The organism is Pedobacter sp. 05T44, assembly GCF_056395985.1.
Map to the genome: position 1 here is coordinate 284,195 of NZ_JBFTKO010000004.1, position 6,660 is coordinate 290,854.

Sequence of the window (6,660 nt, forward strand, 5' to 3'; positions counted from 1 at the left end):
TTTTGTATAAATTAATAACAACGATGAAGATAATAAGTAGTCAACTGATAGAGAATCTTTTAATTATAACCGCAAATTCTACCGAAAAAGTTAAGCAGCTCAGAGAATTGAATATTGATGAGTTGAATAAAAAATCTGCACCAAATAAATGGAGTATTTTAGAATGCATTGAACATTTAAACCTGTATGGCGACTTCTATCTTCCGGTCATTGAAAGCGCGATTCGTTCCCAAAAGGTGACACGCAATTCAGGGATTTTTAAGAGCGGTATCATTGGAGATTATTTTGTGAACCTGGTAAAGATAAAACCAGACGGGATCAAAAAAATGTCTACAACAAAGGAAATGAACCCCTTTGGAAGGCGCCTGACAGTGACAACTATTGATCGTTTTTTAATGCAGCAAGCACATTTAAAGTCATTATTAACTCAGGCAGAACAGGTGAACATGACCAAAACTAAAACACCGATCTCGCTAACCAAACTCATCAAATTAAGGCTTGGAGATACCCTAAGGTTTACAGTACACCATATTGAAAGACATGTTGCTCAGGCAGATAACAATAGATATTAGATGAACATCTCCCCCGGATGATTTATTTTATTTTGCCCGATGATAGGCTACCAGCTCCTCAATTAAAGAGGGAATAATTAGCCCGGGCTTCATATTGAATTCAGTTAAAACCTCCAGCAGTGCATTCTTGAAATGATAGGCAATTGAGCCTACGCAATTGAATGAATAAGCTGTATATCCGGGATAACAGCTAACCAGATTTTCGAAGAATTGCTGAAAAGATGTTTTTACTATCCGATAACTGTAATCTGCATCCACTTCCGGATGATTAAGGAATTTAGCAAATTGGGCACAAAACCGATTTGGCATTGGTTCGATATACACTTGATGGATAATCTCTTCAGCTGAAAAACGGTATAGCTTTTCGAATTGGATACGAACAGACGATGGCATTTTATTCCTTAAGTAATCACTAAGAATCCTTTTTCCAATAGCACCTCCACTTCCTTCATCCCCCAGTATAAACCCCAGTGAATCAATATTTTTAACAATATTTACTCCATCATAAATGCAGGTATTTGTTCCTGTTCCGAGTATCGCCGCAAAACCGGATTTCTGTCCGAGCAGCCCCCTTGCAGCTGCAAGCAAATCGACATCTGCATATAACTGTTTGCAATTACTAAAAACTGAACTCAATACCTCATTCATCAACCCGGTTTTGTCGGCCTCACAGCCTGCACCATAGAAATAAAGCGTAGCAACTTCCATTGGATCAATATGCACAGAAATGCTACTGCGAATGGATTCAATCATAGCTGATTTGGCAAAGAAATAAGGATTATACCCTTCGCTTTTAAAGTAAAGGCTCTTGCCCGAGTTCTTGATCAGGCACCAGTCTGTTTTAGTTGAGCCACTGTCGGCTATTAAAATCATGCTTCCGTTGTTTAAATAAATCAGCTATTCTTCTTTCCCACTTTATGACCGGCGATTGCATAGTAACCCACTGCCAGATAGCATGGGATCACCATCAAATAGGCCTGCTGGGGGTTCATATGGTCTGCTAAGTACCCATACAAAAGTGGCAGTACTGCCGCGCCGGAAATTGCCATCACCAACAGTGAAGACCCCGCTTTGGTAAATTTACCCAGGCCTGAAATGGCTAATGGCCATATGGACGGCCACATCAATGAATTTGCCAGCCCTAGCAGGGCCACAAAAACGACTGAGGTTAAACCCGTGCTGAACATAGCCAGTACTGTGAATACAATACCTAATACTGCAGAACTCTTAAGTGCTGTTTCCTGACTAAAATACCTGGGAATGCATATAATCCCTATCAGGTATCCGGCAAGCATGCTAATCAGTGTAAAAGAAGTAAAAAATTTAGCCATTGTCAGTGGAATACCCTGATAGGCCCCATAGCCAATAATGCTATTCCCTGCGATTACTTCTACACCAGTATACCCAAACAACACTAAAACCCCAATGATCAGGTGCGGAAATTGAAAAACGGAAGTCTTTGTACTTTTTTCCAGATCATTCTCAGCTGCATCCAGTTCTTCCTCGTCAATTTCGGGTAAAGCAGAAAAGTAGATCACCGCCGACAATGCGATAAGCACCAATGTAATAATTGCATATGGCAGAATTACCTTAGCCGCCAGCCCATTTAATTCGACAAGCTTTTGGGCACCATTTAAGGAACCCAGTTTACTTTTCAATGCGTCTGCATCATTTAGGATTACTGCACCCAGGATTACAGGGGCCATTGCTCCGGCAATACCATTACATATCCCCATAAAACTGATCCTTCTTGCTGCGCTCTCCCTGGGACCCAGAATGGTCACATACGGATTTGAAGCCGTTTGCAATACAGTAAGTCCCGCACCTTGTACAAAAAGCCCGAGCAAAAAAATAGCGTACTGCCTGTTCAAAGCAGCGGGGATGAAAAGCAAGGAGCCTGCTGCGACAAGCAGCAATCCGAGCGACATTCCTTTTTTAAATCCGGTAGCTTTTAAAAGCCATCCGGATGGAACACCCATCACAAAATAGGAAATGTAAAAAGCAAAAGCTACCAGGTAGGATTGGAAATTATTGAGCTCACAAGCAATCTGCAAGTAAGGGATCAGCACTGCACTTAGCCAGGTCACAAAACCAAAAATAAAGAACAATACACCAATGATGATCAATGGGTTAAGCAGGTTATTTTCTACCTTGACGGCAGGAATTTCTTTAGTCATGACATCCATACCCTAACGATTTTCATTCTTTACTTTATCGATTACAGTTTCATAAACTGATTCCGGAAATATAGCGGGTTGAGCATACCAGAAAAATGAGCCGAAACCTTCATAAGTACCGGATTTGATATGCCGGGAGGTAGGCAAATAGCTAGACACGTCATTACAATAACCAGCTACACTTACCAGTTTGCCTGGCCAAAGGTTCTTAATACCCAGGCTGTAATCAGTAACTACCTCACGTGACAATCCAATCAATTTCCAGTTACCGATATTGAACGTCTGAATATAGACAGGCATGGACGCCGGTATTTTCCCAGCCTTATTCAGATCAAGCATGCGGTCGGCCCATCGAACATTCTTTTCTTCTTCTACATTTTCGTTATGCTTATCATTCTCTTCCCTGAAAGCCAACATTTCCTGCTCTGTCCATTTTTTTACAGGAAAATTGATAGAGTCCATGTAAAAGCTAATCTCACCATCCAGTTTTTGCAGTGGGCGATTTAAGACAGATAGTACATCAGCGGCGAGTGATGCTCCTGTTCTCTGATGATTTTCATCAACCGGGTTAATGTCGCCCCCACAACCCTGAATAAACATGGCATTGGAAATACTGTTCTTATCGGTAAGTAACTTTCTGGTCACCCCCGGAAAATTAGGACTAATGGTAAACATCTCGGCGCCCTCGTTCTTGAAAACCGCATGACAGCCCGTTAAAAATAACAGCGTTCTCTGTTGGTTCTTTTTATTAACCACACTCAATACATCTACATCATTATCATAAGGCACATGTGCTCCGGTAAGTGCTCTATTTGCACCTATCGCAGTTTTTCCCCTGCCAAAATATAGGTCGGCCGGTTGCATAGCTTTGATTGCTGCTCCTATCGCTTTCACAATGGCAGGTCTCAATGTTCCATTCATGTATAAACTATCTGGTTGCTGAACAAACTCAGGCCAAGCTGGCCAGTGCTGTGCTACGGGTCCAAAATGTGTGTGCGAGGAATTTACCATGACTGCTGCTGCCGGGATGCGGTATTTTCTATAAACCTCCTGTTTAACTGAAGTTACAAAGTCATAACCAAGGCCACAGAGATCTGCGCCCACCACAACCACCGTTTGCTTGCCTGATGATACTGCCAGTGCAGTAACTGAAAGATCACCTGTTGTTAGGTGTTTACCGGCAAACACAGAATTATCCTTAGTTAGGCCATACAAAGTATGGTTTCCTACTGCTATGGATTTTAGGTGTACATCGTAAGATACACCGTTGTATCTCGCAATTTTCGTCCAGGCTGCATTTCTATGTTTAAGATCCAATTTCATCAGATCGTCGCTTGCAGTTAATCCATACAAAGCCCCATCATAAGAAACCATGCTGACAAGGCTACTTAAACTGCTCAGCTTTGTCCAGTTTAGTGTTTTGCTTTTTAAATTCGAAAAGCTGATTACCCCATTTTGATCAGCCACATAGAGAATGTCATTAAAAATCGTAATACTTACTACCCCCTGGAGGGCAGCTAACTTTTTCCAGCTTAACGTACCGGAAAAACCGGACTGTAAAATCTCTCCCTTATCATTTACCGCATAAAGTAGTTTTTTTCCGGCAGCAAGCGCGGTTATGCCATCGCTCTTCCCAATGCCTTTCCAATTCAGGGTCTCTGCCGCCTTTGTCATCAGCAACTGGTTATTGCTTATTACAAATAACGCCTCATTATTTCCAGTAAAAGCCGTGCAGTTCTGCAATGCTGTTTTTTTTATCCAGTCGAGGCTAAAACGTCCTTCCCTGGGGTAACCGTAACCAGCCAAAGTCAGGGAAAACGGATACGTTGAGGGCTCAATGCTGGTTTTGGCAAAGCCCGATTTGTACAGCACCTGGGCATTGCCAGTAAAACTGATGCAACACAAACTGCAAATGAGCAGACGGGTTATTTTATTTAGGATTTTCAGATACATTAGAAGAATATGGTTAAGGGTTTTTGAAAATAGTTGTCGTATTTACACTTCGTTTCCCAGATGGGGTGATCACAATAGACTTTAAAGCCCTGCGCTCGCCCTTATTTAGTATAATCCGTATTGGTTTTTCATATACAAAATCAGTTTCCCTGGCATCCTGACCTTCAAAATTATAATAGATTCTCGCGCCCTCAACAGGGACCTTAAGTTCCAGGTTAAAATCCGCTCCAATCAGAGTAGTATCCGAAAGACCTATTGGACCAGGCACCCGGTATATTTTATCTGTTTTATCCAGAACGGCAAGATGCTTCGGTAGCCTTTCCTCAAAAAAGCTAACCGAATCCTTCTTTTCAAGAGGTGTCCAGGCAATCTCAGCCAATGCCATTAAGCGAGGATAGAGCATGTATTCTACCTTGCGGTGTGTATCCATGTGTTCTGTCCATATGGCTGCCTCAACCCCGATGATGTGTTCTTTCTCTTTATCAGAGAGCACTGCAGGTGTAGGATCATAGTTATAAACCCGCGGCAAAGAATTGTAGCCCCAACCGATGGCCAGGGGTTCCAGCTCCCGTTTGCCCTGTATAAAATCGAAATAAACATGTGAAAGGGGTGACATTACAACATCATGTCCCTGTTTTGCAGCTTTGATCCCTTCCTCTATGTTACGCCAGCTCATTACTGTTGCATTTGGTGCAAGACCACCCTCGAGGATCTCATCCCAGCCAATAATCTTTCTCCCCCTGGAGTTCACAAATTTCTCGATCCTTTTTACAAAATAACTCTGCAGCTCAAATTCATTTTTCAGGTGATTGTCTTTAATCCGTTTCTGGCAAAATTTACAGACCTTCCAGCGTTCTTTAGGGCATTCATCACCTCCGATATGAATATAAGGAGAAGGGAATAACGCCATAACCTCTGTGAGCACGTCTTCCAGGAATTTAAAGGTATTTTCTTTGCCTGCACAATACACATCTTCAAATATGCCCCAGTGCTCAGCGACTTTAAATGGCCCGGGATTGTCACCACAAGCCAATTCCGGGTAAGCCGCCAGCGCTGCCAGGGAGTGTCCTGGCAGTTCAATTTCTGGGATAACTGTGACATGTCTTTCTGCTGCATAGGCAACCACCTCCCTGATCTCGTCCTGTGTATAAAAACCACCATAAGGCAGGTGGTCATTACCATTAAGCGAATCTGTGTAATTACTGATTTGCGTACCGGCACGGAAAGCACCTACAGAGGTAAGTTTGGGATATTTTTTAATCTCAATTCGCCAGCCGTGGTCTTCGGTAAGATGCCAGTGATATACATTCATCTTGTATTTTGCCAGCATCTCAATCTGGCTTTTAATAAAGGAAACCGGATAGATATGGTAGCCTACATCCTGCATTATTCCTCTGTAAGCATAGCGAGGGCTATCGCTAATCTCCAAACAGGGAACTTCAGGTTTCTGATCCTTTACGCTGATCAACTGAAATAGCGTCTGTAAGCCATAGAACATACCTGCATCGTCGCCCGTAATTTCAATTACTGCCGCACCTACCCTAAGTGTATACGACTCCTTGACCCTTGCCTTTGCAGATACAAAAGAAATTACCTGGTTCGATTTTTCAGGCTTTCCGGAAAGAAGTCTCAGGTTAATGCCATAGTTTTCGTACAAGTATTCATGAAGCTGAACGGCGCTCTTCTTTGAGGTAGCATCTGAATAATGAATTACAGTATTACTACCGACAATAAAGCTCCCTCTTTTCAGGTTCAACTGTGCAGGCGCTGGAATCAACTGCACTTTAGGCGCACCAGACTGCGCATAACCAGATATGACCAGGAGCGCCCACAAACAACAAATAAAAATGTATTTCAAAGTTTTATATTTAGCGTTCTAAAATAATCAGTCGTGATTTTTAACCAGTTTTTCCATCGCATTTTTTACAGTACCATACTGTAAAAGCAATGACTTAGCC

5 protein-coding genes are annotated in these 6,660 nt (G+C 42.3%); 1 reads left to right on the forward strand and 4 read right to left on the reverse strand.

Translation table 11 applies throughout. The features are described 5' to 3' along the window. Positions 1 to 23 precede the first annotated feature (23 nt). The gene (locus tag AC1DDK_RS09960) at positions 24 to 572 is read left to right on the forward strand and encodes a DinB family protein (RefSeq protein ID WP_172663634.1); all 549 of its coding nucleotides are present in this window, start codon (positions 24 to 26) and stop codon (positions 570 to 572) included. A gap of 27 nt (positions 573 to 599) precedes the next feature. On the opposite strand, the gene AC1DDK_RS09965 is transcribed toward AC1DDK_RS09960, so the two are convergent. From AC1DDK_RS09965 to AC1DDK_RS09980, 4 genes are read right to left on the reverse strand one after another with little or no spacing between them, the layout of a single operon-like run. Continuing rightward, entirely contained in the window at positions 600 to 1,445 is an 846-nt protein-coding gene (locus AC1DDK_RS09965) for an N-acetylglucosamine kinase (RefSeq protein WP_337715017.1), read from the reverse strand. A gap of 20 nt (positions 1,446 to 1,465) precedes the next feature. Further along, positions 1,466 to 2,758 carry a sugar MFS transporter gene (locus AC1DDK_RS09970; protein WP_288880260.1) on the reverse strand — a complete coding sequence of 431 codons (1,293 nt, stop codon included), beginning with the start codon at positions 2,756 to 2,758 and terminating at the stop codon, positions 1,466 to 1,468. Positions 2,759 to 2,761: 3 nt separating this feature from the next. Continuing rightward, the gene (locus AC1DDK_RS09975) at positions 2,762 to 4,702 is read right to left on the reverse strand and encodes a hypothetical protein (RefSeq protein ID WP_337715019.1); all 1,941 of its coding nucleotides are present in this window, start codon (positions 4,700 to 4,702) and stop codon (positions 2,762 to 2,764) included. A gap of 13 nt (positions 4,703 to 4,715) precedes the next feature. Continuing rightward, positions 4,716 to 6,560: a beta-N-acetylhexosaminidase gene (locus AC1DDK_RS09980; RefSeq protein WP_337715022.1), complete on the reverse strand. Its 1,845-nt coding sequence runs from the start codon at positions 6,558 to 6,560 to the stop codon at positions 4,716 to 4,718. Between the last annotated feature and the right edge of the window lie 100 nt (positions 6,561 to 6,660).